Here is a 26,340-nt window from a genome sequence, read left to right on the forward strand (position 1 = left end):
ATAATGTACCGTTCGTTTATCTTTGCTCTGCAAGCCTTCATTAATAAAAAAACGGTTAGCCTTGTGCTGCGTTGGCACCTGCCACAATTTCCGTAATCTCCTGCGTAATCGCCGCTTGACGGGCACGGTTGTATGTCAATGACAAGTCGTTAATGAGTTTGGATGCATTTTTGGTTGCATTACCCATTGCCGTCATTTTCGCGCCGAGCTCACTTGCCTTACCGTTCAGAAGTGCACCATAGATCAGCGTTTCCGCGTAACGCGGAAGCAAGACCTCAAGTACAGCTTCAGCAGACGGCTCGTATTCGTAGCTTGCCGTTGGTCCTTCCGCAGCAGTTACCTCAGGTGTTTCCATCGGAAGAAGTTTTTCTACCGTAGGAATCTGGGTCAACGCATTCACAAAGCGGTTATAACAAATGTACAATTCATCAAATTCAGCCAGTTCAAACCCATGAACAGCTTCGTGTGCGATGGATTTGATGTCTGCAAATGAAGGCGAATCCGACAGATCCGTTGTTGTGGATGCCATCGCAATTTCACGACGTCTGAAGTAATCGCGTCCTTTACGTCCAATGACGAACAATTCGTAGTCATCTTGGGAGTTGTGGCGTTCTTTGAGCGTCTGATTAACCTGACGCAAAACGTTCGCATTGTATCCACCTGCAAGACCACGGTCCGATGTAATGATCAGGTAAGCTGTCTTTTTGACCGGACGGCTCTCCAGCATCGGATGCTGTATACCTTGCGTGCTTGATGCAATACTAGCTACAACTTCTTTCAGTTTCTCCGAATAAGGACGGGCTGCTTCCGCTTTTTCCTGCGCTTTACGCAGTTTTGCAGCAGCTACCATCTCCATTGCTTTGGTGATCTGCTTGGTGCTTTGTACGCTTTTAATTTGCCGCTTAATTTCGCGCATGCCTTTTGCCATGATTTCACCACCTCAAAACTTTGACGGGGTCAAAGTTACTTCGTAAGCATCACCACTAGTTTTGACAATGTCAAAACTACATCGTAAGCATCATCTTTTTTGACAGAGTCAAAGTATTACATGCAGACATGCGGAATCGGTTAGACAACTCCGCACCTGCAATCATTTATTTAGACAGAGACAGCAAAGCTCTTTCTGAACTTCTCAATTGCACCTTTCAGTGCATTTTCGTTGTCTGCAGTCAATTCTTTAGTATCACGGATGGATGCAAGAATCTCCGGATGGCTGCTCTCCATGAACGCGAGGAACTCACGCTCGAAACGAGTAACATCACCTGTTGGAATCTCATCCAGGAATCCTTTAACCGCAGTGTACAAGCTGACAACCTGTTGTTCTACAGGCAGCGGCTGGTTAACACCTTGCTTCAGGATTTCCATCATACGCGCACCACGATTCAGGCGGGCCTGAGTCGCTTTATCCAGATCGGAACCGAACTGGGAGAACGCTTGAAGCTCACGATATTGAGCGAGGTCGAGACGCAGGGAACCTGCAACCTTTTTCATCGCTTTGATCTGAGCAGAACCACCGACACGGGATACGGAAATACCTACGTTGATCGCCGGGCGTTGTCCAGCATTGAACAAGTCAGCTTCCAGGAAGATTTGTCCGTCCGTGATGGAGATTACGTTCGTTGGGATGTAAGCAGATACGTCGGAAGCTTGTGTTTCAATAAACGGCAGTGCGGTTAAAGAACCACCACCAAGTTCATCATTCAGCTTCGCAGCACGCTCCAGCAAACGGGAATGCAGGTAGAAGACGTCACCCGGATAAGCCTCACGGCCCGGTGGACGACGAAGCAACAAGGAAAGCTCACGATATGCAGAGGCTTGTTTGGTCAAGTCATCATAGATAACCAGAACGTGCTCGCCTTTGTACATGAAGTACTCACCCATCGAACAACCGGAATACGGTGCGATGTACAAGAGTGGTGATGGATCGGAAGCTGCTGCAGTTACAACGATTGTGTACTCCATTGCGCCTTTACGACGAAGAGTTTCCACAACTTGAGCAACCGTAGACTGTTTCTGACCAATAGCCACATAGATACACTTCATGCCGCTACCTTTTTGGTTCAGGATCGCATCAATCGCGATGGATGTTTTACCTGTTTGACGGTCACCGATGATCAACTCACGTTGTCCGCGACCGATTGGAACCATTGCATCAATGGCTTTGATCCCTGTTTGCATCGGCTCATGAACCGATTTACGATCCATTACGCCTGGTGCTTTACCTTCAACCGGACGGAATTCCGTTGTAGCGATTGGCCCTTTGCCATCTACAGGAATACCGAGCGGGTTCACAACGCGTCCAATCAATGCTTCGCCTACAGGCACTTGCATGATTTGACCAGTACGTTTCACTTGGTCACCTTCACGAATATCGTAGTAAGGTCCCAGGATAACGACACCGACATTGCTTTCTTCGACGTTCATGGCGAGTCCCATAACACCGCTTGGGAATTCAACCAACTCGTTGGACATGACGTTCTCAAGTCCGTAAACACGAGCGATACCATCACCAACCTCGATTACCGTTCCGACTTCGACTACATCGATATCGGTCTTGTATTGTTCGATTTGGCTCTTAATTAATGTACTGATTTCTTCTGGTTTGATACTCAAGTGTCCTCACCCCAATCTACTGTACTCGTCTGTTAAAAGACTGCTCAAGACGTTCGAGCTTGCCAGCCAAGCTGCCGTCATAGATCGTATCGCCAATGGCGACTTTCAATCCGCCCAGCAGAGTCGGATCAACAATGTTCTCGATACGAATCTTTTTATTCACACGGCCACCGAATTCACGGGCTACCGCTTCTTTTTCTTCATCATTCAACGCATAAGTCGAGTAGACACGCGCATCAGCGATGCCCAGCGACTCACCTTGGATCTTCCGATAATCATTCAGCAAGTCTCCCAGCAATTCAACGCGTCCGCGCTCAATCAACAACAAGACTGTACGAAGGACTGAATCGGATACCTTGCCATCAAGACTTGAGTGAATTACGTTCTGCTTGGCTTCATCAGAAATGTTAGGGGATACGATAAATTTCTCGATATCTGCATCTCCGGTCAATGCACTGACTACTGCAACCAGTTCCTGTTCAACCTCAAGCACCTGCTGTTGCTGAAGAGCAACTTCGAACAATGCTTTCGCATAACGCTTGGCAACTATCGTATCGCGGCTCATTGTCGGCCTCCTACCTCATTGAGGTATTGGTTCACAAGCTCTTCTTGTGCAGGACCGTTCTCAACTTCTTTTTTGATCAACTTGGATGCAATCTGAACGGAAGCTGTACCCAGTTCGCTGCGAAGTGCTGCGACTGCTTTGTTCTTCTCGCTCTCGATTTCGCGTACTGCATCGTCTTTCAGACGATTAGCTTCAGCTTTTGCATCAGCCAAAATCGATTCAGCTTGTTTGCCACCTGTTTGTTTGGACTGTTCAATGATGTCGTAAGCATCTTGACGTGCTTGTTCAAGAGCTTGTTTTTGTTCCTCCACATAGGCAATGGCCTGTTCCCGAGTCTGTGCAGCCTCATTCATCTGCGTCATCACGAGTTCACGACGTTTTTCCATAATGGAGAACAAAGGCCCGAAGGCATAACGGCTAAGCAGCCAATATAAAATTGCAAATGCAACAATCGCAAGAAGCGTATTTTCCCATATGAAACTCAATCTGTTCACTCCTTCCTGGAGGTATCCTTGAAACGTCATCCGTTAGAACGGACATTACCTAAAAAGAAGGCGCGGATGGCTATGGCCTTCCCCGCCAAACCTTTAAAATTTGATTAAGCCATACCGTAGAACATGAACGCGAGTACCACACCGATGATCGGCAATACCTCGATCAAACCTACACCGATAAACATTGTTGTTTGAAGAGTGGATTTTGCTTCCGGTTGACGGGCAATACCTTCCACCGTTTTGCTGATTACCATACCGTTACCAATACCTGCGCCAAACGCGCCCAGTCCTGCAACAATTGCTGCTGCGATTAATGCCATTGCTCCCATTTGTATATCCTCCTTAAAATAATAAATCGTATTTTTTATTGTTCAGCCTGTTGAAGAAATCTTCGTAGGGCTTGAAACTTAATGCTCGTCATGCGTCTCGATGCTCTGTGAAATGTATACCATCATCAAGATAACAAACACAAATGCCTGGATCGCGCCGATAAAGATACTAAAGCCTTGCCACACCATAAGTAGCGGAATCGCTGCAATAGCACCAAACACTTTGAATGTGGTCAGTTTCAGGATCGTTGCGATCAGTACCTCACCTGCAAAGATATTCGCGAATAAACGCATACCGTGTGTCAACAGCTTGGATGCCGTCTCAATCAAGTTGATTGGCAAGAACAAGGCGAATGGCTTGAAGTAATGCTGGAGATACCCTTTGGTGTTACGGAACAATCCAAGTCCATGAGATACAAGGAACGCTACGAGAGCAAGTCCCATCGTTACAGACAAGTCGGCTGTTGGTGATTTCCACCAGGCCAGTTCAACGTGTGGGTGTGCTTCAGGGTCCTTGGCATGCGCTTTTTCAAACGCCTCCACCGCTGTAACAATCGGCTTACCGAATACCTGTGCCTGATTAACATCTGTTACCTCAGATACAGCCACGAGCGGAAGTCCGAGCATGTTCCCTACAAAAATGAACATAATCATGGAAAGAGCGAGAGAGATAAAATGTTTACCTTTCTTCATATCCATTGTACTGGAAATCAGATTGCGGACGAATTCTACTGCCCACTCCATAAAATTTTGCAGCTTGCCGGGATTTTCAACGGATAATCTCCGTGTTGCCAGTACAGCAAAAATAAAAACAATTGCACCTGTAACTACCAGCATCAACAGAACCGATAGATCCAGTCGAAATCCGCCAAGCATAATAATTGGAGCTTCATGCATATTTTTCTCACCCCTTTCTCGACTTGAAAGCTGCAGCCCTTAACATCATTCTGCTCTGCGGGAATAGACAATCCCTATAATCAATAAGGAATATTGTGCAATGACGAGACCGCCTGCAACCGCATATGTATTGAAGTACTGCGGAAAGCGCATCGATATGAATATACCGAGCACAGCGAATGCCGCTCTTGTCAAAAATCCCAAGTTGACACGCTTCAAGTTACCTTCTGCCGCATCATCAGACATTTTCCTTACTTTGTAGCCCAGGTAAAATGCATTGATCCAGCTAACTCCTGTACCCAGGGCCAGTCCCAAAGCAATTGTCTCCACACGTGGCATAAAGGCCGCTGCGAGAAAACAAATCATAAGAAAGTACATGACGAAAACAGTCATCGATCTGCGGTATCTGGTTAGTTCACTCATCACTTTCCCCCATGATTTTTTTCGCGATAAAGTAGATGCTTACACCGCCTGCCGCAAGAAAAAAGAGAACGCTTACGGCGATCCATATTCCGTTACCTCCGATGGTCTTGTCCAACCAGGAGCCAGCGTAATATCCGGCAACAGCGAGAATGGCAATCTCGATCCCAAAAGCTGTCACGAGTCCCATCGCTTTCCATACATTATCGTCATGGTTACGGGATGAATTTGGTTTGTTCGAATCGGCCATTTTCCACGCCACCCTTGCAATCCCAGTTAATTTTACTGAATGATGAGAGCCTTTGTCAATTGAATGATTTTAGCGTTTTAAAGGGGGAAACGACGGGAATACAGACCCTCAAAGCCCATAAACCCGCGTAAACCGTACAGTTTAACTGTATGCTTGCCCTTTATAAATCCGTCAGAAAAAATGTATTATTTTTTGAATTTTCTGTGAAATGATTCCGGACGCTCACCATTTACACCGAAATGATGCAAAATCGCATTGACAATTCTTTCCGAAGCATGTCCATCACCGTATGGATTGGCAGCCTGGCTCATGCTTGCATACAGGGTTTTGTCTGTAAGCAGAGCTTTGGTCCGTTCATACACACGTTCCTCTTCGGTACCTACCAATTCCAGCGTTCCAGCTTCAATACCTTCCGGGCGTTCTGTTGTATCGCGCAATACGAGCACAGGCACACCAAACGAAGGTGCTTCTTCCTGCAAACCGCCTGAATCGGTCAAAATCAAGTGAGTGTGCGGGTAAAAGTTATGCAAATCCACCACGTCTAGTGGATCAATTAATTGAATACGGGGATGATTCCCCAAGATCGCGTGAGCCGGCTCCTTCACAGCAGGACTTGGATGCACCGGGTACACGATGGCAATATCTTCGAATTCGTCGGCAATCCGTTTGACGGCCTGGAAAATGTTGCGGTGAGGCTCGCCTTGAGATTCACGGCGATGAGCTGTCATCAGCACAAGGCGTTTGCCTTGGGCCCAATCAAGTACCGGGTGTGTGTAGTCCTCCCGTACAGTATATTGAAACACATCTGTTACCGTGTTGCCTGTGACGTACGTACTAGACTCCGATTTATTTTCTTTGGCAAGATTGGAAGAAGACCAATCCGTAGGCGCAAAGTGTAGATCAGCCAGTACTCCCGTCAGCTGACGGTTCATCTCTTCCGGATATGGAGACAGCTTGTTCCACGTCCGCAGCCCCGCTTCCACGTGACCTACCTGAATCTGTTGCAAGAATGCTGCATAGCTCGCTACAAAGGTAGTTAATGTATCCCCGTGAACTAGTACAATATCCGGCTTAGCTTCGGCTAACACTGGCTCCAGACCGCCAAGCACACGAATTGTAATTTCATTCAATGTCTGACGGTCCTTCATCACATCCAGATCATAATCGGGATGAATGTCGAAAACTTCAAGTACCTGATCCAGCATCTGGCGATGCTGCGCAGTTACGCAAACAATAGATTCAATAGACTCAGGGTGTTTCTGCAATTCCAAAATAAGCGGAGCCATCTTGATGGCTTCCGGACGCACCCCGAAGATCGTCATGACTTTAATTTTGTTAGACATTCGAGCAAGCCTCTTTTCTACTCCGCATGCAATATGCTTATTTAGTGCCGTATAGACGGTCTCCTGCATCTCCAAGCCCTGGAACGATATAACCATGATCATCCAGACGGTCGTCCAATGCTGCTACATAGATGTCCACATCGGGATGTGCATCTTGCACAGCTTTTACGCCTTCCGGTGCCGCAACCAGGTTCATCATCTTGATTTGGGTACAGCCACGTTTTTTGAGCACGTCAATAGCTGCAATTGCCGAACCACCGGTTGCCAGCATCGGATCAATTACAATCAATTGACGCTCGGTTACGTCTGTAGGCAGTTTGGTGTAGTATTCTACCGGTTGCAGTGTTTCCGGGTCACGGAACAGACCAACATGTCCAACTTTTGCCGCTGGCAACAATTTCACAACGCCATCCAGCATTCCGAGTCCTGCGCGCAGAATCGGCACCAGTCCGAGCATACGTCCAGAGATAACTTTACCTTGTGTTGCAGCTACAGGTGTCTGTACATCAATCGTTTCCAGTTCAACATCTCTTGTAATCTCATAAGCCATCAACGTTGCTACTTCATCCACCAATTCACGAAAATCTTTCGTATTCGTACGCATGTCGCGTATAAACGTCAGTTTGTGTTGAATCAAAGGGTGATCACATATTACTAATTTTCCCATCTAATTTGTCCCTCCGGTAAGTTCTTCATGTTCAGCATTTCCAAATATACCTAGCCACCATTCATGGGCTCGATAAATCCTGTATATTATATCATCACCAACAACGAATTACACCATCAAAGGGCACCCAATCATTACAGATTACCGAATCCTATAAAAAACAGGACCGGAAAATGATCCATCCGGTCCTGTTTTGCTCCTGCTGTTATGTCATTGAGTATGTTCAAAAACGTGTAACCACTGATGATGCTCCGCAAACCGAATGACCTTCCGATCGCTGTTATCCCCAGATTTCTTTGATCCAATTATAATTGTTGAAATCTGGGGATAAAGGCGAGCGCTACGCTTCTTCAGGTTCTTTCGGTTTGCTCCGTCCGAGTGTTTACATTGAAAAACTCAAATACAAACACCATTAGCAAAGTTTTTTAGTATTTAAGATCTGTATAGAGCGGGAATTGGTCTGTCAGTGCAGTCACTTCTGCACGGGCTTCATCCAGCTTCGCTGTATCTTTTGGATTTTTCAGCGTTTTAGCAATGATCTTACCGATCGCTACCATCGCTTCTTCGTTCATGCCACGGGAAGTTGCAGCAGGTGTACCAATTCGAATACCACTCGTTACAAACGGGCTTGTAGGGTCGAATGGAATTGCATTTTTGTTCACGGTAATACCGATGGAATCAAGCACATGCTCAGCTTCCTTACCTGTGATGTTCACACTGCGTGTGTCGATCAGCATCAAGTGGTTATCTGTACCACCAGATACGATGTTCAATCCTTCAGCGATCAGTGTTTCAGCCAGAACCTGTGCGTTTTTCACGACATTCTCAGCATACGTTTTGAACGATGGTTGCAAAGCTTCACCGAATGCTACCGCTTTGGAAGCGATCACGTGCATCAGAGGTCCACCTTGGGAACCTGGGAATACGGCTTTATCAATCGCTGCTGCCCACGCTTTGCGGCACAGAATCATACCACCACGAGGTCCACGCAGCGTTTTGTGTGTAGTTGTTGTTACGAAATGCGCATGTGGAACCGGGTTTGGATGCAAACCAGCAGCAACCAGTCCTGCGATGTGAGCCATGTCCACCATGAACAAAGCGCCTACATCATTGGCGATGGAAGCCAGCTTTTCAAAATCAATGGTACGCGGATATGCACTTGCACCTGCAACGATCAGACGAGGGCGGTGTTTGAAAGCCGCTTTGCGTACTTCATCATAATCAATCAGGAATGTATCTTCCTGTACGCCGTATGCTACAAAGTTGTACAGCAGACCGGATGCGTTAACCGGGCTACCGTGTGTGAGGTGTCCACCATGGGCAAGGTTCATACCAAGTACAGTATCACCAGGTTTCAACGCTGCAAGATAAACTGCCATGTTCGCTTGTGCACCGGAGTGAGGTTGAACATTCACGTGTTCTGCTCCGAACAATTCTTTTGCACGATCACGCGCGATGTCTTCAACGATGTCCACATGCTCACAACCGCCATAGTAACGTTTACCTGGATATCCTTCAGCGTACTTGTTGGTCAGAACAGATCCCATTGCTTCGATTACTGCTTCACTTACGATGTTCTCGGATGCAATCAGTTCGATGTTGTTCTGTTGACGTTTCAGTTCAAGATTCATCGCTTCCAGTACTGCCGGGTCATTCTTGCGCAATTGTTCCATGATTAAATTCCTCCCAGGTATAAGTGAAGTTATAAAGTGAAACTAATGTTTACACGAAAACGGCGAGTGCAACACCAATCTGAAGAAACGAAGTGGTCGCCTTTATCACCGGATTTCCCCTTTTAATTAGGGAATAAAAAAATCTGGGGATAACAGCGATCGGAAGATGGTGATGCAATCAAAGTCAGGAGTGTAACCCAATTAGTCTCGCTTTATATGTTAGTCACAAAATGTCGAATCTGGTTGTTCTTCCATACGATACACCGCGCGTTCGCCGCCAATCAACTTCGGACGGGTCAACGCTGTGGTTACACGAGCATCTCCAACATAGCGAAGCGCTGTACGATAGGGTACGGCTACATGCCGGAGATGCATCCCAATCATCGTCTCCCCAATGTCCAGTCCCGCATGGGCCTGCACATGTTCAGCCAGGCATGGATCGGTCAGCGAACGATATGCTGCGGATGCCATTGAACCTCCGGCCTTGGGCACGGGTACTGCACCAACCTCGGTCAATCCAAGTCGAGTAAGCACAGAACGTTCCATTACCAGCGCACGGTTCAGATGCTCACAACATTGGAATACCGTGTCAAAACCGAACTCTTCCTGCACCTCGCGTATACCCGCAAGAAGCTGCTGCGCCACTTCAATGGCACCACTCGTACCAATCCGAGCGCCTGCGACTTCACTTGTGCTTGTACCGATCACAACGATCTGTCCAGGCCCAAGCTGTCCGGCAAGCGCCAGTTCATGCAGAATAGACGCGGTCTGTTCCTGCAATCCGGGTTGTTCCGAATCTAACTCTATAGTCATCCTATTATCGCCTCCCGATAAAATCATGCCCGCTGTCTCTTGGTTGTCCTTCGTATTCTTGCACGGCATCTCAGGTACTATTATAGCGAATAATCAGATGAAAGACGAAAAAAAGAGCAGTCTGCGGGTAACGCAGAATTGCTCTTTTGCCCAGGCGACCGGCCGTTTGTTCCGGTGCTCCATCGTGGTTATGCCCACTTCGTCGCCAGTTACACCGGATCCCTGTTTTCCCCTTCATCATAAAACAACCCGCGGCTAAAATCAACGGTTAATTTACATCACGTGTCCTATTTCTATAACCTGCCTCGCAGGATCAGAATTATCCCAGCTTATCCAAAAGCCGGTCCAATGCCGTCCGAATCTCAGCTGCAGCTATATTGTAATCATCACGACTTCCTCCAAACGGATCGGAGATGTCGAAACTTGGAATTCGTTGTCTAATCTCAATGGCTCGCTCACGCTCCGATGCCAGGATCTCTTGGCCAAGGGCACGTTTCATCTCAAGCGTTGCAAACAGGCTGTCCAACTCCTGAACATCACTTAATACCTGTTCATCATCCTCCACATATTCTTTCAATGTATAGGTTTTGTGGACTGAATCGGGAAAAACCTGCATGACATGCTGCTTATGACTCCGTGTTAATGTAAGAACCAGATCGGCCCAACCTACCAGGTTAGAGCTAAGCTGTGTGGAATGAGGTGGACCTTCAACGTTATGATCTCTCAAAACCGCTTCAGCATGTCGGGAGATCGGCATACCCGACGTTGCTGCCACACCTGCGGAGCGAACCTCTACCTGAATGCCACGCTCCGATGCCAGTTTTCTCAAAAGCCCCTCTGCCATGGGGCTGCGGCACGTATTTCCTGTACACACGAATAAAATATGTTTCATTGTGTTAGCCTCCCCATTTTACATATGATGCGAATGATATGATATTTCAAGTTTTATTCTAAAATATAAACAAAAGTCCAAACGCAAGCAAGATTGCGCCACCAATGGCTTCGCCGTAATCCCCGAGATTCTGGCTCACCCGACGGCCTAATAGCAGACCCATAACCGACATCACCCCGCCACACACACCGAAAGCAAGTACAGTTAAGATCAGATCACTGCTAAACATCCCTAAGGAAACGCCAACGGAGAATGAATCCACACTTACGCTGAGGGAGAACAAAACAACGCCGAGCAGGGAACGGTGGTCCACCAGCTTTGTATCGCCTTCACGGAATGCATTCAGAATCATATGAACACCCAGCAAAACAAGCAATCCACCTGCCGCATACGTCGTAATGTCACCGAGCAGGGAGCTGACGTATTTGCCCATATACATGCCGATGAGCGGCATGATGATATGAAATAGCGCCGTTACAATACTGATTCGCAATACATCCCGCAGCCGAATGCCCTTCATGCCAATTCCGATCCCGAGTGAGAACGCATCGAGGCCAAGCGCAATAGCCATGATCAAAATGGTTACCAACTGCCCTACATGGACAGACACATCCCACATCCCCATACCCCCAAGTCACGTAAAGGTTCTTGTACACGATATGCGGACAAGGACCTAAACATGACCGATGAAAGGCAAACGGCGACGGATCTCTGGTCAGATGCTGGCTTTATAGAATCTTGATTTTGTTTTGGAAAAAGAGTGATTACTCTCCTGACTGTATGATCAGGAGAGATTAAGAGGGTTGCTGGTTGCCAACTTGTATGAGTTGGTTCCCCGCAGCCTTGAGCAGCCGATTCATGACGGCTGCTCCCAGCCCTTCGCGTGAGCAGGCTTCAGCCACAATATATGTGGCGCCTTGCTCATCGCAGCTGCGCAACGCGGCGTATAGCCGGCGCGCTGCTTCTTCCAGCTCGCTGGCGTCTCCCAGCGAGAACACGGCATCGGCGCGGTACTGCTCCGCGTGCTCGGCGAACGCCAGCACAGCGGTGCGCTCTCCGCGCTGCGCCGCCTCTGCGAGGGCGGCGCTGATCCAGGCCGCCACCGCTGCGGGCGGCCCCTCCACCACGCACAGCGCCCCTGCGGGTGCGTAGTGCGTGTACTTCATGCCCGGCGAGCGTGGCGCCGGGCTACCCACGCCATCGGCCCCCTCCGCGAGCAACGCGGGGTCCGTGGCGACACGGGCGGCAACGGCGGACAGTTGTTCCGCCGTAATGCCGCCAGGGCGCAGGATGGTGACGGTACCGTCGTCACCGACCTGCACAACCGTGGACTCGACGCCCACCCCGGTGGGGCCGCCGTCCACAATGCCGCCGATGCGGCCATCCAGATCCTCGCGTACATGAGACGCGAGTGTCGGGCTTGGCCGCCCGGAGCGGTTGGCGCTTGGCGCAGCCACAGGGCATGCCGCCGCCGCGATCAACTGCAAGGCCACCGGATGGTCCGGCATGCGCACGGCCACCGTGTCCAGTCCGGCGGTGACACGCGGGGACACCGCCCCCGACCTAACCGGCAGCACCAGCGTCAGTGGTCCCGGCCAGAAGGCCGCCATCAGCGCTTCCGCCGTTTCATTCACTTCCGTGACCAGCGCATCCAACTGGTCACGGTGCGCGATATGCACAATCAGTGGATTGTCGGAAGGTCGGCCTTTAGCGACAAATACAGCCTCCACGGCTGCTGTGCTACGCGCATCAGCACCCAAGCCATAGACCGTCTCGGTCGGAAAGGCCACCGTCTGACCTTGACGAATGCAGGCTGCGGCAGCCTGCAAGTCGGCGAGCGCCTGTTGATCGGCGCTCCCCTTTTTCACATCCAACATTTCAATATTACCCATTCCGTGATCATTCTCAGCGCTCACCAAGACGCGTACATCCCACATCTCAGTGACCAGCTCTCCCGGAGCTTTCATATCACGTTCTTTTCTACCATCCCTCATCTCAGAGGTGTGTTGCACTGGTTCGTTTTCTCTGCTCATATATCATCATTCCTAAACTTCAAGTAGGTTAGTTCATATCCATATTCAATATAAATAATTATAACATACCTGTCCCAACTCGGATGCCCTTCATACTTCGCTCGGAATCTCACTACTAATTCATATCAAAAGGGCAGCTTCCTGAATCGAAGTCGCCCTCTACTATTTTATAAATACGTTGTTATGCGAACAATCCAGTTACCCAACTCCACAGTTTCACAGCCATATCCCACAGAAAGAATCTCGCTTCCGGTGTGTCTCCCTGCACAGATGCTTCTGCATCTCCTGGTTCAGCCGCTGCGGCTGATACCGTTGAAGGTTTCGCCAGTGCATCCCCGGTCCCTGCATCAATGAAACACAACGGCGGGAACAACACACACCACCAGTTCTGACCTTTTCCTTCGCCCAGCGTAATCCGAACCGCTTCATAATCTCCGGCAGGATACACAGTGCCACCATATAGTTTGGTCGGGAACGGAACGGAACCCAACTTCACCTGATACTCATAATTTAAACCGCGACTGGCCAACTCTTCTCCTACTCTATTCTCAATCTCGGACAAATGCTCACGAATCACCTTGCGCGCTTCATCCAGACTTTGCGGATTCTCCAGTTCGGCTACCCACTCGCCCATCTGAGCAACGACAGCATCCCGAATCTCGCGTTTCACCAATTGATCTCCCGGTGCATCCGAGTTTGCTAGAATACGCAAGCGAATCGATTGTTCCGGAATCGCTGTGGCCGCCACAGCTGCATCCGTTTTCTGACCTTCCCACATCATGATAATCATCATAAGACATACAATAATAAGTCCAATTTGCTTTACAATTCGTCTGCTCATTCCGTTCTCCCCCTCGGCTCTCTGATCACGTTGCCTGCAACTCTCTCATGTCTATCAGTATGCCCGGTAGAGACGGAAGTAAACCTAGCATTTGCAATAAATCTACTAGAAGTTGTTCAAAAAGTCCGCTTTGATTACGAAGAATGCCCAGCTGCATCATCAACGTCGAATATGAAATTCAGCCGAAATAAGCGGGTGCCTTACGGAGTATGTTTACCAAAGAACCATTTTGATTGCTCACGTAGTTTATCCTACGCTCCACTACTCCATTTCTAGCCTCATCCCATCTTCTCGGTACTGAAAACCCAACTTTTTGAACACGTACTACTAGAATGTGTGTTTAAACCCAGGCAAGTTATACGAAGACAAAATGTCAGCGTCCAAGAAGCCTTGAAGAGTGTACTGGCGACCCTAGGCGAATAACTCTCGCGAATGACCAGTCGATGCTCTAAGGAACCGAGGACGTCTTATTTGCCCTTCAGGTCTTCTTTTGAAATTGTAAGGAACATGAGGCACGTTATTTCCCAAAATCATCTAATCAACACACTACAAAAGGCTGTTTATGTTGATATAACGTGTCTCAGATTCATTAGCTTTCTCCGGACACTTCAAATCCCCGAATAAGACGTGTGTGGTTCGTTAGCTCCTAACACCACCTAACTCTTAACTCCTAACCCCTAACAGCTAGCACTTGAAGCTCCACACAATGCTCAACACTCTATTCCCAACTCTTTCAGGTGCGCCTCAGCCTACAGTTGGCTCGAAGACACCTATGCATTGCTTCTTTCATCTCTCATTCACACTTTCTCACCCATCATGTTAAAAAGGCTGATCCGCACCTGGTTACAGGGCAAATCAACCTCTTTATTCCTACGAACGATCACGTTATACGTCCCACCGCTTTACTTTTCACCTATACCGACTCAACAGTTACACAGCACTTTTCTCTTTCTTGAGCATATTCCATAAACGTTCCGACAACCGAGGTTGCTGCTCCCCCATCAGAAGTTCATCCTCTTCTTCTTGCCCGTACAACTTAATGCTCATGACTACACCGATGCAAGCCATATTAATAAGCAAAGAGGTACCGCCGTAACTGATGAACGGTAACGTAATACCTGTGAGTGGCATCAGTCCGAGGAACGCCCCCACGTTCTCAAACACCTGATACAACAACATTCCGATAATACCTACAATGATGACGGGTCCCGCGCGATCTCTACATGCCAGAGCAATCAGCACCATGCGGTGGATCAGGATAAAGTACAACAGAATCAGTACGGATGCACCAACAAAGCCAAACTCCTCTGCGATCACAACAAAAATGGAATCAGAATACGTATAGGGGACTCGTCCACTCTGAACGGATGTTCCTTGCAAATAACCTTTGCCGATGATGCCCCCTGAACCGATGGCTAAACCTGCATTTTTCGTATGCCAGGAAGCCTTTGAGGTAGCCTTTTCTGGTACAAGCCAGGGATCAATCCGCTCCGCCCAATGCTCACGTTTTATCTTTTCAAGAAAAGTGAATACTTCACCATGGTAGAAGGTATAGGCTTTGACAAAACCAAAGAACGCCACTCCCACAATCGCCAGTGCAATCAATGCGTGCTTCAGCCTCATATTTCCGATCCAGAATACCGCAGCCAAAATCACCACATACCCCAGCGCATTCCCCAAATCATTCTGAGCCATAACAAGGGCAAACGGAATAAACGCCCAACAGCCAATCGGCACAATATCTCTCCAAAATTTCAGCGTGCCTCGTTGTCTCTTCACGATCAAATGGGCGAGAAACAGAATCAGAATCATCTTGAACAGCTCTGCCGGTTGAAAAGAAAAGTTCTCGCCCAGCTTCAGCCATCCGTTGGCGTTATTGATTGAACTTCCCAGGACATTCGCCAGGATCAGTAGTATGATCCCCAAGCCATACAAATAAAACGCATATTTCACGTATAACTTGTAATTCACAAGCCCGATCACAAGCACCGCAATGAACCCGGCCACATAGAAATACATCGTTTTGACATGATGATTCGCCAGGTTGGCATCTGTCTGCGTTCCGCTATAAATCGCAAATACACTAATAATCATGAGCAACAGCATTACAAAAAGAATAACACCGTCCATCTTTTTCAACATTCTCAACATGACTCTGTCCATCCCCCTGAAATCTAGCATTCTATGATTTCCAATTGAACTCAATATTACCATTGTATATAATTGGATAATAAAATGGAAATCAGGGTCGTTTCAGGTTAAAAAACGAACTATTCAACGGCCTGATTTACGCCGTAAAAACAATAAAAACCCCAAAACATCCACCCAATGTAACTTGGGTTGGTCTGTTCCAGGGTTCTATAGTTATCTAGCTTATATAAATCTGACGTGCTATTTCACGGTTTGACTCAGAAACGTTATTGCTCCTGCTGGGATGGCTTGCGTCTTAGCAATTTCCTCACCAGATCCGTAATACTCGGTTGTTCTGCAGAGCCAAGAATATCCTCATTCTCTTCCGTGTGGACCTTAATACTCATCACAAGACCCATGCTGATCATGTTGATCATAATGGAGGTACCACCCGAACTGATAAACGGCAGCGTAATTCCTGTCAACGGCATCAAACCAATGAATGGACCAATATTAACAAAGATCTGGTAAAGCAGCATCGCTATGATCCCAACAATGAGATAAGGCCCCGCGCGATCCTTACACTCCAGTGCAATCAGCACCAGCCTGTGAATCAGGATAAAGTACAGGAGAAGCAGTACCGAGGCACCGATGAAACCAAATTCTTCCCCAATCTGCACAAAGATGGAGTCAGCATAGGCCAGCGGCACCCGATTCGACTGAATCGTTGTGCCTTCCATATAACCTTTGCCTGTAATCCCACCAGAACCAATCGCAAGCTTTGCATTATACGTCTGCCAGAGTACATCTCTTGAGGTCAGCTCTGGTACAAGCCAAGGGTCAAAACGATCCGCCCAGTGCGAACGTCCAATGTCATTCAGAAATTTAACAATCTCATCATGGTAATGAATATACGCCTGTGTACCACCGATAAAAGCAGCCACTGCGATCATAAAGCCAATGAGGGCATGCGTAAATTTAATGTTACCAATCCACAGTAGGCCCACAAGAATGACTACATAGCTTAATGCATTTCCCAAGTCATTTTGAAGCAATACGAGTAGTAACGGCGGCAGAACACAGAGCGAAATCGGAATAACGTCACGTCCAAAATAGAGCGGACGGTTCTTCTTTCGGGCCAAAAAGGCCGATAAAAACACAATCAGGCATAACTTGAACAATTCAGCAGGCTGCAAACTGACCCCGAAGATGGACAGCCAACCTTTTGCACCATAATACTCCTTACCAAAGAACATAACGAATATGAGCAGGAGCATCCCCACGCCATAGATATATAAATAATTTTTGATTATGAATTTATAGTTGATCATCGACATCCCAAAAAAGACTACGAAGCCCAAAATATAAAAGATCACTGCGCTTTTCGGGAGTCCCTCCAGCTTTGGACGACCAAACGTTGTACTGTAAATCGATAAAATACTGATACCCATCAGAATAACGAGTATAAAGACAATAGAATAGTCTATCTTTTTAAATTTGTGCAGCATGTAATTATGTTCCCCCAAGCATTCAGAAATCTTCGGTATATCTCATTGTAGAGGATTTCACGGCAAAAAGAAAACCCGCAGAACCTTACATTTTCGTCACCTGTTCCGAAGTACGAACACCCAGGACATGCCGCTCGATTCCGGCAAGGTCCGGTACAATGATAATTTCCGGCCAATGTCCCGCCGTTTCAAGCAAAGCTGCAATGTCGCGAGCCTGCCCTTGGCCCAGCTCAAAACCAATGATCTGCGGCGGCGCAGGCAACAGCGCCAACTGCTCCAGCATGATACGGTACGGTGCAAGCCCGTCCGGACCGCCGTCCAATGCCATGCGCGGCTCATGATCGCGCACCTCTTGCTGTAACCCGGCGATATCCGCCGCCGGGATGTATGGCGGGTTGGACACCAGGATGTCCACCCGTGCCCCGGCGAACGGGGCCAGCAGATCGCCTTCACGGAAGTCGATCTGTACCCCGTTCGCGGCCGCGTTCCGCGCGGCCACTTGCAGGGCAGCCTCCGAGAGATCCCCGGCGCCAACCTGCCAGCGCGGGCGCAGTGAAGCCATCGTCACCGCGATGGCGCCACTGCCCGTGCCGATATCGACGGCGAGCGGAGCGCCGTCGGGAAACACGCGGTCGGCTTCGCGCAGCACAGCCTCGACCAACAGCTCGGTCTCCGGCCGCGGAATCAGCACGGCCGGCGTGACCTCGAACGGCAGCCCATAGAATTCCTGGCTGCCGATAATGTATTGCGCCGGCTCACCCGCAGCCTTGCGCGTGACGGCGTCCTCCCAGCGGCTGCGATGCTCGCTGGGAAAAGGCTCCGGCTGCATCATGTAATACGCGGCGCCATAAACGCCGAGTACATGTTCCAACAGCAGCCGGGCATTGTTTTGCGGCTCGTACACGCCGCACTTCTCCAAAAAAGAGGAAGCCTCCACGAAGGCTTCCCGACAGCTCTGTTCCGGCGTCATGACAAACTGCGCGCGGGTCACAGATTATTCTCCTCTATCCATCAACTCGGTCTGCTGAGCAATCGTCAGTGCAGACAAGATATCTTCAATCTCCCCGTTCATGATCTGATCCAGTTTGTGCATCGTCAGGCCGATACGGTGATCCGTCACACGGCTTTGCGGGAAGTTGTACGTACGAATACGCTCACTGCGGTCGCCCGTTCCCACTTTGCTCTTCCGCTCAACAGAGATCTTTGCTTCCTCTTCCATACGTTTCATATCAAAGATACGTGTACGCAGAACTTGCAACGCTTTTTCCTTGTTGGAGTTCTGTGATTTTCCATCCTGACATGTCGCCACGATTCCCGTTGGAACGTGCGTTACCCGTACTGCGGATTTCGTCGTATTAACCGATTGTCCACCTGCACCACTGGAACAGAACGTATCAACACGGATGTCTTTGTCATGAATTTCAATATCAAAATCTTCGGCTTCAGGCATAACCGCAACCGTTGAAGTTGACGTATGAATACGTCCGCCTGACTCAGTTGTTGGAATACGCTGCACACGGTGTGCGCCGCTTTCGTATTTCATTTTGCTATAAGCGCCGCGTCCGTTGATCAGGAAAACAACCTCTTTGAACCCACCGAGATCATTTGTGTTAACGTCCATCAGCTCTACACGCCAGCCTTGTGCATCTGCATAACGTGTGTACATCCGATACAGATCTGCTGCAAACAACGCTGCCTCATCTCCACCAGCTGCTCCGCGAATCTCAACAATAACGTTTTTGTCGTCATTCGGATCTTTTGGCAACATAAGCACACGAATCAATTCGTCCAGTTCCTTCTGGCGAGTGCTCAGTTCGTCAATTTCCATTTTGACCATTTCGCGCATCTCATCATCCAGTTTCTCACCCTGCATTTCCTTCGCAGCTTCGAGATCCTGACTTACCTGTTTGTATTCATTGTACGCTTCATAAGTCGGTTGCAGATCGGATTGTTCTTTGGAGTATTCCCGCAACTTTTTGTTGTCACTTGCCACATCCGGGTCACACAAAAGCTCGCTCAACTTGTCATAACGGTCGGCTAACGCCTGTAATTTATCCAACATGTATAGTCACCTCACACATTATTTTGTCCATGCAAATATCGTTTTTAATAATTATTTCGGTTTCATTATTCATAACATCTATAATCTATATTCCACAACGCACAGGATTCTCACCGAATCCCCTGACCGCAGCATGTATTCACATTCCTGTATGATCGACGTATAACATCGCTACAACGTCATCAAATCCTTTACTTTTAAAGTGAAATCAAGAAATCGCGTACCCTGTATGAAACTCGCTTAAGCTCATCTGTTCAAGCGCGAATTTTAACGTGGTATACGACTCTTAATTATAGCATATTCTTATGGTTCTGAATAGTAACTGTTCCGCATGCGGATGAACTAATTTTCAGTTCTGCAAAATACAAAATGAAATTATTGTTCGATGTTGTTCCGAAATGTAAAATAAACAAAAGCCACGATGCGCTAACATCGTGACTTCTCTAACAAAGGCGGGTGGGCGACCACGGCGAATTTCAATCAAACGAATGAAAAACCACCGGATTGCAAGGCAACCAACCTAATCCCGGTGGTTTTTCTTGTTCCTCATCTGCAAAACTCTAAGTCAAAGACCCCACGAACTTCACGAGAAGGTCGCAGGGTCATGTTATTAAATCTACATATAAAGGTGTAACAACCTATACGTTGAAACGGAAGTGCATAACGTCGCCGTCATTTACAACGTACTCTTTACCCTCAAGACGAAGTTGTCCGCGCTCTTTGGCACCGTTCATGGAACCCGCTGCAACCAGATCGTCGTAGGAAACCACTTCTGCACGGATGAATCCACGTTCGAAGTCGGTGTGAATGACACCCGCTGCGCCAGGCGCTTTGGTACCTTTGCGGATTGTCCAAGCACGAACTTCCTGTACACCTGCTGTGAAGTATGTGTACAGACCGAGCAATTTGTAAGCCGCTTTGATCAACAAGTTCAGACCGGAATCCTCGATACCGAGTTCCTCCAGGAACATTTGTTTATCTTCGCCTTCCAGCTCAGAGATCTCTTCTTCAACCTTCGCACTGATTGGCACCACTTCTGCGTTTTCAGCAGCTGCGAATTCTCTTACTTTTTGCACGTAAGCATTGTTCGCCACGTCGCCGATTTCGTCCTCAGCTACATTGGCTGCGTACAGAACAGGCTTCAGGGTAAGCAAGTGCAGATCGCGCACGATCAGAAGCTCATCATCCGTAAGTTCCATGCTGCGTGCCGGCTTGTCATCGTACAGAACAGCCTTCACTCTCTCCAATATTTCTACTTCTTGAGAGGCAGTCTTGTTGCCGCCCTTCATGTTTTTCTTGGAGCGATCGATTTTCTTCTCAACACTCTCGATATCGGCCAGGATCAGCTCCAGATTGATTGTCTGGATGTCGCTTACCGGGTCAATTTTGCCATCGACGTGTGTAATGTTCTCATCTACAAAGCAACGTACCACGTGTACAATCGCATCTACTTCACGGATGTGGGCAAGGAACTTGTTACCCAGACCTTCGCCTTTGCTCGCACCGCGAACAAGACCAGCGATATCTACAAACTCAAACGCCGTTGGTACTGTTTTCTTAGGTACAACGAGTTCTGTCAGTTTGTCCAAACGCTCATCTGGTACTTCAACGATCCCCACGTTAGGGTCAATTGTACAGAACGGATAGTTTGCCGATTCGGCACCTGCTTGTGTAATTGCGTTAAACAACGTAGATTTTCCGACGTTCGGAAGCCCTACAATTCCTGCTTTCAAAGCCATGTATATGACAACTCCTCATTGATTACTTGTTCGGTATGGATAATCCTATACATTATATATGACAAACCTCAAGGCATCAAGGAACTTCGCCAATTCGACTAGAGTCCCATACGCTTCCCGAAATCCCCGGTTACTGCGGATAATTCGTTTTGCGCAGATCTTAAGTTTGGCCTAGATTATCCGCTATTAGGTTTACCCTTTGATTTCCTTGTACATCGTCAGGTCCGTTACCTCATATCCCATCTTGCGATACAGGCTGCTCGCCCGCACATTATGTCCAAACACATGCAAACCAATGCGATCCACGCCAAGACTCAAGGCCGTCCGTTCAAGCGCCTGCATCGTCTCTGTTCCGTATCCCTTACCACGGTGCGCTTCTTCAACCATAATATCCAGCAAAAAAGCATCTTTCCCGCGACGATTATCCGTGATATTAAACCAGATATACCCTACATTGCCGTCCACAGGATGCACCAGATTGTAAAGATACGCTCCGGGTGTGTTCAAGCCTTCTGGCAGATAACGTTCATAAGATTCCTCCGCCAGTTGCTGTGCCTCTTCCTCAGCCCAAGTGCCCGCTTCTACTTTTTCCTGTGCAAAATCCTTAATCGATCGAATGCAAAAACTCGCATAATCTTCCTGATTCATTGGAGAAAGTTTCAACTTTTTCCCCTCCTTATTTCGAGTGATCTTGATTATGTATGATCTCTTTGCAGCCCTTTTTGCACTACTAGTATCTTATTGTATCCTGTTCTTCCGCTTAGCGCATGAAGTTATTCTGACGATTTGGATTTCAATTTTCATATTTATCCTTTTAATTATAACTTTTGATCTCTTCCCATCGTTTATACCTCATGAAGGAAAGGAGTGGATCACATTGAACACACGTCGCCGATTCTCAAAAAAGAAAATTATTATCTTGTCCGCCATCGTACTCGTCATAGGCATCATCGCCTTTAAGAGCTTGCTGAATGCAGTCGATCCCTTTCGCCATTTAAGGATCACGATCCACAACCAGTCCGACTATGATCTCACCAATATTCAGGCTAGCCTAGTCCAAGGCGACAACTCATCTAACAACAACGAGAGTGGCTCCACCTACGTATTTGATAAGGATATTCCCAGCGGAACAAACGTGAAATTCGCCCCACGGCTGAAACTTTCCGGCGAGGGCGCCATCTCCTTGGCGTTTACGGACAGCCGCGGCAAAACCTATAACAAAATGGTTTGCGGTTATACGGAATACTTGTCAGGCAATTCCTACGTTACTGTAACCAATGGGAATATCACCATGAAAGATGAATGTATGTAAAAGGTAGATCAGTCAATCATCAAATAAACATGCAATCTCCCTTTAGGAAGATTGCATGTTAGGGTCCTATTTTATTTCAACATCGTTTATCACCGTTATTAGTTAGTAAAAAGAACTTTTCGGGCCTTTTACTTCTTGCTATGCAATAGGTTATAGATTATCATTGCAGCCTCCTGTCGGGTTAGCTGCTTTTTAGGCATAAACTTCCGATCGGGGTATCCTTTCATAACAGATTCTTGAGTTACAAGACTGATACTATTTCTAGCCCAATTGGAAATCATTTGGTTGTCATCGTAAAGTGTGAATGATGATAATACATAACCTTGTTTTTTCATTACGTTCTCAATCATACTTGATGCTTCTTCTCTCGTAACGTCCACATTCGGTCTAAGCGAACCATCATTGAATCCTTTAAGTATACCTTGTTGTAATGCAGGAGTTATCTCCGAATAGTACCAAGAGTTAGATTGAACATCGTTGAATTCATTAATATAAGGAACCACAGAATTATATCCAAGGGCTCGTTGTAAGAAGATTGCAAATTCGGCTCTCGTCACTTTTTGATGTCCACCAAACGAACCATCGGAATAGCCTTTGACAATTCCCTTCTGTGCCAAGTAGATAATAGCTTCCTTCGCATAACTCTTTTCTATATCTCTAAAAGTAACACTTGCAGGATTTTTCACTTCTCCATTCGAACCCACAACTTGAGTATCAATTGTAATGCTGTCGTTTTCCCCCGTAACCACACTAGGGATAGGGGTATTATTAACATTATGGTAAGGAGGAATAGGATAATTATATCCATATACCGTTGCACCACTTCCATCTGCTGGAGTTGTTACAGCAACCGTCTGTTTGCCAATGACCTCTTCTGATCCATCAGGTCTGACACGAACAGCGATGACATTATACTCATAATATTTATTTCGTTCGACGCCCACTTCACTAAACTGCAACTTACCGTTCACAGCAGTCACCATACCCTCATCACGTGTTTCTCCAGTGGCAGTATTCAAATACGTCTTACGGTAAACACCGTTTCCTAGAGGTTCGTACTTCGTTTGTGGATTACGTTCAACGTAATGAACTGCTCCTTCAATAGGTTGATATTCAAAGGCAATCGTTGCGTTTGAGGCATTCATTGGAGCCACATTCATCGGTTGGGGTATGCCCGCCGTCTGCACTTCGATTGTACTAGATTCAACCTTTCCGTATTTGTTACTCGCTACAACCCGATAGGTATATGTTCTTCCTGGTTGGAGCGTGTATGCGATCATCGTATTTGAATGACCTGACCATACTTTACTCACTTGATCCTGGTAGATCTCATACTGGGTTGCGCCCTCCACCAGATTCCATTGTAGGTCCACTCTATTATCGTACACTCGATTGACTCTGATGTTAATTTGGCCTTTCGGTGCCTCGTCCTCAGTCACTTTAGGAATTTTCACACTTTTAACTGCAGCTGAACCTTCGTTGTCTCCGTCCCTGCCAACCACTTTATAGATGTATGTGGTGTCAGGTGTTACATTTACATCCTCGTATAAAGTTGACTTGGTTACCGCCAAAGGCTGATCATTACGGGTGATCACATACTCTACTGCATGGTCTACCTTGCTCCACGTAAGTCTAACTTTGGTGGAATTCAGTGCTTCTGCTCGGAAATCTGGTGGATATGGAATATGAGGTACATTTCCGATGGTGTACTTCGTTTCCTCACTGTAAATTTCGCCTTTGCGAGCTACTAATGTATACGTAGTGACAGCATTAAAATTCACACCTTCGTCTATATATTCTACAAGCGGACCCTCATAAAGGATTATGGAACCACGCTTGAGTATATATTGTTCAGCACCTTCCACAGCGTACCACTTCAACTGAATACCATTGTTACCGCCAGGACCCGAGTAGTAATATCTAGGTTTGTCGAGTTTTGTGATCACCGGCTCCCCGTCAGCTAGGGTCGGAATAACGTAAGGATCTTCAGGAGTCCCCTGTCCTTTAAATTCCACATTATTTTTTAAGAAGGCTTTATATTTGAAGTTTTGTACCGTGCCTGCATCGACAGGGTTCATGTGGTTATTTGGAAATGTATTTGAATCGGACGCATTCTCTGTAAAAACAAATCCCTTATTCTCGGATTTCCCAAGTGCACTTTCATATGTACTGGGATTACCCAAAGCAAGGCTAGGGATCATCCGATTAGGTTCCTTTGGGCCACTCAGAACAATTCCTGTATATTTTTCCAAATCTTCCTTGGTAACTAGCCCCACAGGAGATGAATAACCATAACTATACTCACCATTATCAAATGCATTCACTGTCCACCATTTCGTATAAAAAGGGGACTGTTTATCACCATTTATTCTACTTAAACCATAGCCAACACTATCTATGAACTTAGAGTACGTATCCACTCTCCACGTTGCAGCCTCACCCTGTATATCGATATATTTTGATACTGTATCTTGGGAGATTAATGTTTGATCATCAACAAGGTACCATTTACCGAATTGCTTGAGATCAACGATTGATCCAAATTCCGCCTTCATATCTCCTAATGTATAAGCATCTGGAGCTGGAGTTGTGATAATAAACTCTAATGAACTAATCTGAGACGGATCTACAATACTCGTCCAAGCTAATCGGATTACATTTTTCTCTCCTGGTTTCAGACCACTAATATGAGCACTTGAACTCACTTGGCTTGTCAATTTTGTACTTTTAACATCATTGACGTACACTTCCGCCTGAGCAATTCCCTCTAGTTTGTAGAACAAACTGATTGTATTGGCGTTCACAAGTCCCCAGTTTACATAAGTGAAACCATCTTTTACATTATCTAATTTACCTGACCGTTTCCCCGTAAAATCGATTCTTCCGGCATCGTCATAAATTGGTGCTGGCTCCTTTAATCTAATAAAGAGTAATTCTTGTTCTCCATACTTCTCCCCGTCAAAAGCAAGAACCGTGATCCTATATGTATATTCAGGTATCGCTCTTGTTATTGTGTATGTTCTCAGTTGCCCCACACCTCTGCCATCTCGATTAACCGTGACTGCATATTCTACCGCTCCAGGGATTTCATCCCAATTTAACGTTATGGAGTCCTCCGATGTGGTTACCGTTACGTTAGGTTTCGGCAAATATGACTTAGTATTGGTATCACTTATCGTTTCAGACGATGTAGACAATATAGAAGTATTTCTCTCAGACAAGTCGACAGAGTTATCATTCGACTTGGAAGACTCCGTAGTTATTTTATCTGTACGAGGCTCGTCATTCGCATGAGCTACTTCTGTCCCTACTCCTGAAATCAGTATATTAACCAACAATAAATTAATAACTAGCATGAAAATTAATAAGTTCTTGAACTTCATGTAAGTATCACCTCTAAGGAAATTGTGTTTAATGCCTCATATCTCATATGTATGATCTTAACAAACCTGCTTTATTACTTTGGATATGTAAAACTTAAATATATACTTATAATTTCAAAATTTTAACTTCTAGTCGTGAGTCAATCCATCCTTTCCTTAATTGTAAGTGAGTCTTCGTGCCTATAAAATTATTAAAAACCATTCCTTAAGACTCATCAATCATAATGTGTAATGTATTAACAAACAATAATAAATTTTACTTTGAATTAAATCTTCATCTTGTTATACATTACAAAAAAGCATGCCGTTGATTATCGACATGCTAAAAGTAATACACCAATATTAATCAATTGACTTGTCGCAGTCCAAAGTTGAA

General features: G+C 46.7%; 24 protein-coding genes and 1 riboswitch. Of the genes, 1 reads left to right on the top strand and 23 read right to left on the bottom strand.

All coding sequences use genetic code 11. The features are described from left to right. Nucleotides 1-55 precede the first annotated feature (55 nt). The 22 genes from atpG to MHH92_RS27630 all read right to left on the bottom strand — a co-directional run bounded on the left by atpG (nucleotide 56) and on the right by MHH92_RS27630 (nucleotide 21,932). Nucleotides 56-928, bottom strand: a complete 873-nt coding sequence (gene atpG / locus MHH92_RS27525) for an ATP synthase F1 subunit gamma (RefSeq protein WP_036612560.1) — start codon at nucleotides 926-928, stop codon at nucleotides 56-58. Between the two features lie 170 nt (nucleotides 929-1,098). Next, entirely contained in the window at nucleotides 1,099-2,613 is a 1,515-nt protein-coding gene (atpA, locus tag MHH92_RS27530; RefSeq protein WP_047840700.1) for a F0F1 ATP synthase subunit alpha, read from the bottom strand. Between the two features lie 16 nt (nucleotides 2,614-2,629). Continuing rightward, nucleotides 2,630-3,178 carry a F0F1 ATP synthase subunit delta gene (locus MHH92_RS27535; RefSeq protein ID WP_036612565.1) on the bottom strand — a complete coding sequence of 183 codons (549 nt, stop codon included), beginning with the start codon at nucleotides 3,176-3,178 and terminating at the stop codon, nucleotides 2,630-2,632. Further along, on the bottom strand, nucleotides 3,175-3,663 hold the full coding sequence (gene atpF / locus MHH92_RS27540) for a F0F1 ATP synthase subunit B (protein WP_036612568.1): 489 nt from the start codon (nucleotides 3,661-3,663) through the stop codon (nucleotides 3,175-3,177). Before atpF ends, MHH92_RS27535 begins: the two co-directional genes overlap by 4 nt. 113 nt (nucleotides 3,664-3,776) lie before the next feature. Next, nucleotides 3,777-4,001: a F0F1 ATP synthase subunit C gene (gene atpE / locus MHH92_RS27545; RefSeq protein ID WP_017691934.1), complete on the bottom strand. Its 225-nt coding sequence runs from the start codon at nucleotides 3,999-4,001 to the stop codon at nucleotides 3,777-3,779. Nucleotides 4,002-4,079: 78 nt separating this feature from the next. Next, entirely contained in the window at nucleotides 4,080-4,898 is an 819-nt protein-coding gene (atpB, locus tag MHH92_RS27550; RefSeq protein ID WP_017691933.1) for a F0F1 ATP synthase subunit A, read from the bottom strand. 45 nt (nucleotides 4,899-4,943) lie between these two features. Next, complete coding sequence (locus MHH92_RS27555; RefSeq protein ID WP_017691932.1) at nucleotides 4,944-5,321, bottom strand: ATP synthase subunit I; 378 nt, start codon at nucleotides 5,319-5,321, stop codon at nucleotides 4,944-4,946. Then, complete coding sequence (locus tag MHH92_RS27560) at nucleotides 5,314-5,568, bottom strand: AtpZ/AtpI family protein (RefSeq protein WP_017691931.1); 255 nt, start codon at nucleotides 5,566-5,568, stop codon at nucleotides 5,314-5,316. Before MHH92_RS27560 ends, MHH92_RS27555 begins: the two co-directional genes overlap by 8 nt. A gap of 185 nt (nucleotides 5,569-5,753) precedes the next feature. After that, nucleotides 5,754-6,911: a non-hydrolyzing UDP-N-acetylglucosamine 2-epimerase gene (gene wecB, locus MHH92_RS27565; protein ID WP_282320072.1), complete on the bottom strand. Its 1,158-nt coding sequence runs from the start codon at nucleotides 6,909-6,911 to the stop codon at nucleotides 5,754-5,756. Nucleotides 6,912-6,948: 37 nt separating this feature from the next. Then, nucleotides 6,949-7,578, bottom strand: a complete 630-nt coding sequence (upp, locus tag MHH92_RS27570; protein WP_017691929.1) for a uracil phosphoribosyltransferase — start codon at nucleotides 7,576-7,578, stop codon at nucleotides 6,949-6,951. A 425-nt stretch (nucleotides 7,579-8,003) separates the two neighbouring features. Further along, entirely contained in the window at nucleotides 8,004-9,251 is a 1,248-nt protein-coding gene (glyA, locus tag MHH92_RS27575; protein ID WP_164783303.1) for a serine hydroxymethyltransferase, read from the bottom strand. Between the two features lie 219 nt (nucleotides 9,252-9,470). Continuing rightward, nucleotides 9,471-10,064 (bottom strand): TIGR01440 family protein, encoded by a 594-nt coding sequence (locus MHH92_RS27580; protein WP_076254013.1) that lies wholly within the window; start codon nucleotides 10,062-10,064, stop codon nucleotides 9,471-9,473. A gap of 141 nt (nucleotides 10,065-10,205) precedes the next feature. Next, nucleotides 10,206-10,287: riboswitch (ZMP/ZTP riboswitch) on the bottom strand. Between the two features lie 96 nt (nucleotides 10,288-10,383). Beyond that, the gene (locus MHH92_RS27585) at nucleotides 10,384-10,956 is read right to left on the bottom strand and encodes a low molecular weight protein arginine phosphatase (protein WP_036612575.1); all 573 of its coding nucleotides are present in this window, start codon (nucleotides 10,954-10,956) and stop codon (nucleotides 10,384-10,386) included. A gap of 58 nt (nucleotides 10,957-11,014) precedes the next feature. Beyond that, nucleotides 11,015-11,575 carry a manganese efflux pump MntP gene (locus MHH92_RS27590; RefSeq protein ID WP_340907242.1) on the bottom strand — a complete coding sequence of 187 codons (561 nt, stop codon included), beginning with the start codon at nucleotides 11,573-11,575 and terminating at the stop codon, nucleotides 11,015-11,017. Between the two features lie 175 nt (nucleotides 11,576-11,750). Then, entirely contained in the window at nucleotides 11,751-12,950 is a 1,200-nt protein-coding gene (locus tag MHH92_RS27595; RefSeq protein ID WP_445744723.1) for an L-threonylcarbamoyladenylate synthase, read from the bottom strand. Between the two features lie 220 nt (nucleotides 12,951-13,170). Then, nucleotides 13,171-13,830 carry a stage II sporulation protein R gene (gene spoIIR, locus MHH92_RS27600; protein WP_340907243.1) on the bottom strand — a complete coding sequence of 220 codons (660 nt, stop codon included), beginning with the start codon at nucleotides 13,828-13,830 and terminating at the stop codon, nucleotides 13,171-13,173. A 930-nt stretch (nucleotides 13,831-14,760) separates the two neighbouring features. After that, nucleotides 14,761-15,981, bottom strand: a complete 1,221-nt coding sequence (locus MHH92_RS27605; protein WP_036667775.1) for an FtsW/RodA/SpoVE family cell cycle protein — start codon at nucleotides 15,979-15,981, stop codon at nucleotides 14,761-14,763. 266 nt (nucleotides 15,982-16,247) lie between these two features. Further along, nucleotides 16,248-17,468 (bottom strand): FtsW/RodA/SpoVE family cell cycle protein, encoded by a 1,221-nt coding sequence (locus tag MHH92_RS27610; protein ID WP_076254008.1) that lies wholly within the window; start codon nucleotides 17,466-17,468, stop codon nucleotides 16,248-16,250. Nucleotides 17,469-17,553: 85 nt separating this feature from the next. Beyond that, on the bottom strand, nucleotides 17,554-18,438 hold the full coding sequence (gene prmC / locus MHH92_RS27615; protein ID WP_340907799.1) for a peptide chain release factor N(5)-glutamine methyltransferase: 885 nt from the start codon (nucleotides 18,436-18,438) through the stop codon (nucleotides 17,554-17,556). Nucleotides 18,439-18,462: 24 nt separating this feature from the next. After that, entirely contained in the window at nucleotides 18,463-19,530 is a 1,068-nt protein-coding gene (gene prfA / locus MHH92_RS27620; RefSeq protein WP_017691918.1) for a peptide chain release factor 1, read from the bottom strand. A gap of 638 nt (nucleotides 19,531-20,168) precedes the next feature. Then, entirely contained in the window at nucleotides 20,169-21,269 is a 1,101-nt protein-coding gene (gene ychF / locus MHH92_RS27625; protein ID WP_127549029.1) for a redox-regulated ATPase YchF, read from the bottom strand. 192 nt (nucleotides 21,270-21,461) lie between these two features. Beyond that, nucleotides 21,462-21,932 (bottom strand): GNAT family N-acetyltransferase, encoded by a 471-nt coding sequence (locus MHH92_RS27630; protein WP_340907246.1) that lies wholly within the window; start codon nucleotides 21,930-21,932, stop codon nucleotides 21,462-21,464. Between the two features lie 214 nt (nucleotides 21,933-22,146). Between MHH92_RS27630 and MHH92_RS27635 the strand changes: the two genes are divergently transcribed. After that, nucleotides 22,147-22,581, top strand: coding sequence for a hypothetical protein (locus MHH92_RS27635; protein ID WP_340907247.1), 435 nt, complete (start codon nucleotides 22,147-22,149; stop codon nucleotides 22,579-22,581). 128 nt (nucleotides 22,582-22,709) lie between these two features. On the opposite strand, the gene MHH92_RS27640 is transcribed toward MHH92_RS27635, so the two are convergent. Then, nucleotides 22,710-25,964 (bottom strand): S-layer homology domain-containing protein, encoded by a 3,255-nt coding sequence (locus tag MHH92_RS27640; protein ID WP_340907248.1) that lies wholly within the window; start codon nucleotides 25,962-25,964, stop codon nucleotides 22,710-22,712. Between the last annotated feature and the right edge of the window lie 376 nt (nucleotides 25,965-26,340).

The sequence above is a fragment of the Paenibacillus sp. FSL M7-1414 genome, assembly GCF_038003195.1.
Taxonomy (GTDB): domain Bacteria; phylum Bacillota; class Bacilli; order Paenibacillales; family Paenibacillaceae; genus Paenibacillus; species Paenibacillus amylolyticus.

Coding starts and splice junctions, on each gene's coding strand:
- atpG (WP_036612560.1), bottom strand. CDS start 928: ATGGCAAAAGGCATGCGCGAAATTAAGCGGCAAATTAAAAGCGTACAA.
- MHH92_RS27535 (WP_036612565.1), bottom strand. CDS start 3,178: ATGAGCCGCGATACGATAGTTGCCAAGCGTTATGCGAAAGCATTGTTC.
- atpE (WP_017691934.1), bottom strand. CDS start 4,001: ATGGGAGCAATGGCATTAATCGCAGCAGCAATTGTTGCAGGACTGGGC.
- atpB (WP_017691933.1), bottom strand. CDS start 4,898: ATGCATGAAGCTCCAATTATTATGCTTGGCGGATTTCGACTGGATCTA.
- MHH92_RS27555 (WP_017691932.1), bottom strand. CDS start 5,321: ATGAGTGAACTAACCAGATACCGCAGATCGATGACTGTTTTCGTCATG.
- MHH92_RS27560 (WP_017691931.1), bottom strand. CDS start 5,568: ATGGCCGATTCGAACAAACCAAATTCATCCCGTAACCATGACGATAAT.
- wecB (WP_282320072.1), bottom strand. CDS start 6,911: ATGTCTAACAAAATTAAAGTCATGACGATCTTCGGGGTGCGTCCGGAA.
- upp (WP_017691929.1), bottom strand. CDS start 7,578: ATGGGAAAATTAGTAATATGTGATCACCCTTTGATTCAACACAAACTG.
- glyA (WP_164783303.1), bottom strand. CDS start 9,251: ATGGAACAATTGCGCAAGAATGACCCGGCAGTACTGGAAGCGATGAAT.
- MHH92_RS27580 (WP_076254013.1), bottom strand. CDS start 10,064: ATGACTATAGAGTTAGATTCGGAACAACCCGGATTGCAGGAACAGACC.
- MHH92_RS27585 (WP_036612575.1), bottom strand. CDS start 10,956: ATGAAACATATTTTATTCGTGTGTACAGGAAATACGTGCCGCAGCCCC.
- MHH92_RS27590 (WP_340907242.1), bottom strand. CDS start 11,575: ATGTGGGATGTGTCTGTCCATGTAGGGCAGTTGGTAACCATTTTGATC.
- MHH92_RS27595 (WP_445744723.1), bottom strand. CDS start 12,950: ATGAGGGATGGTAGAAAAGAACGTGATATGAAAGCTCCGGGAGAGCTG.
- spoIIR (WP_340907243.1), bottom strand. CDS start 13,830: ATGAGCAGACGAATTGTAAAGCAAATTGGACTTATTATTGTATGTCTT.
- MHH92_RS27605 (WP_036667775.1), bottom strand. CDS start 15,981: ATGTTGAGAATGTTGAAAAAGATGGACGGTGTTATTCTTTTTGTAATG.
- MHH92_RS27610 (WP_076254008.1), bottom strand. CDS start 17,468: ATGCTGCACAAATTTAAAAAGATAGACTATTCTATTGTCTTTATACTC.
- prmC (WP_340907799.1), bottom strand. CDS start 18,438: ATGACGCCGGAACAGAGCTGTCGGGAAGCCTTCGTGGAGGCTTCCTCT.
- prfA (WP_017691918.1), bottom strand. CDS start 19,530: ATGTTGGATAAATTACAGGCGTTAGCCGACCGTTATGACAAGTTGAGC.
- ychF (WP_127549029.1), bottom strand. CDS start 21,269: ATGGCTTTGAAAGCAGGAATTGTAGGGCTTCCGAACGTCGGAAAATCT.
- MHH92_RS27640 (WP_340907248.1), bottom strand. CDS start 25,964: ATGAAGTTCAAGAACTTATTAATTTTCATGCTAGTTATTAATTTATTG.